This is a genomic window from Micromonospora sp. DH13 (assembly GCF_020873825.1).
GTDB classification, from domain to species: Bacteria; Actinomycetota; Actinomycetes; order Mycobacteriales; family Micromonosporaceae; genus Micromonospora; species Micromonospora haikouensis.
The window spans coordinates 1-382 of sequence record NZ_JAHWGR010000115.1 but is presented as its reverse complement, the minus strand read 5'-3'; the positions used below and the strand labels follow the sequence as shown (position 1 = coordinate 382).

General features: G+C 64.9%; 1 pseudogene. It reads left to right on the top strand.

Annotated features, from left to right (window positions below):
- Positions 1 to 65 precede the first annotated feature (65 nt).
- Positions 66 to 382 (top strand): annotated as a pseudogene (locus tag LPA42_RS33500) (glycosyltransferase family 2 protein); the annotation flags it as partial.

The window sequence follows — 382 nt, the reverse complement described above, 5'->3', positions numbered from 1 at the left end:
CGATGTTCTTCCAGTGGGACGACATCGAGTACGGAATCCGCGCCCGCGCAGCAGGTTTCGTCACCGTGACCCTCCCGAACGCCGGTGTGTGGCATGCGGACTTCCACTGGAAGGATCGGGACGACTGGGCCAAGTACTTCAGTGTGCGCAACTCGCTCATCGTCGCGGCCCTGCACAGCGACTTCGACACGAAGTCCTTGAGCGTGACCCTCGGCCGGGAGATCAGCCAGTACCTGGTGTCGATGCAGTACGGCCTGGCGCACACCACGTTGCGCGGTATCGAGGACTTCCTCGCCGGTCCTGACGTGCTCCAGGACGGCGGGCAGGCGGTCCTCGGTGCGATCCGCAAGGAACGCGCCCGGTTCCCGGAGACGGTGAAGCA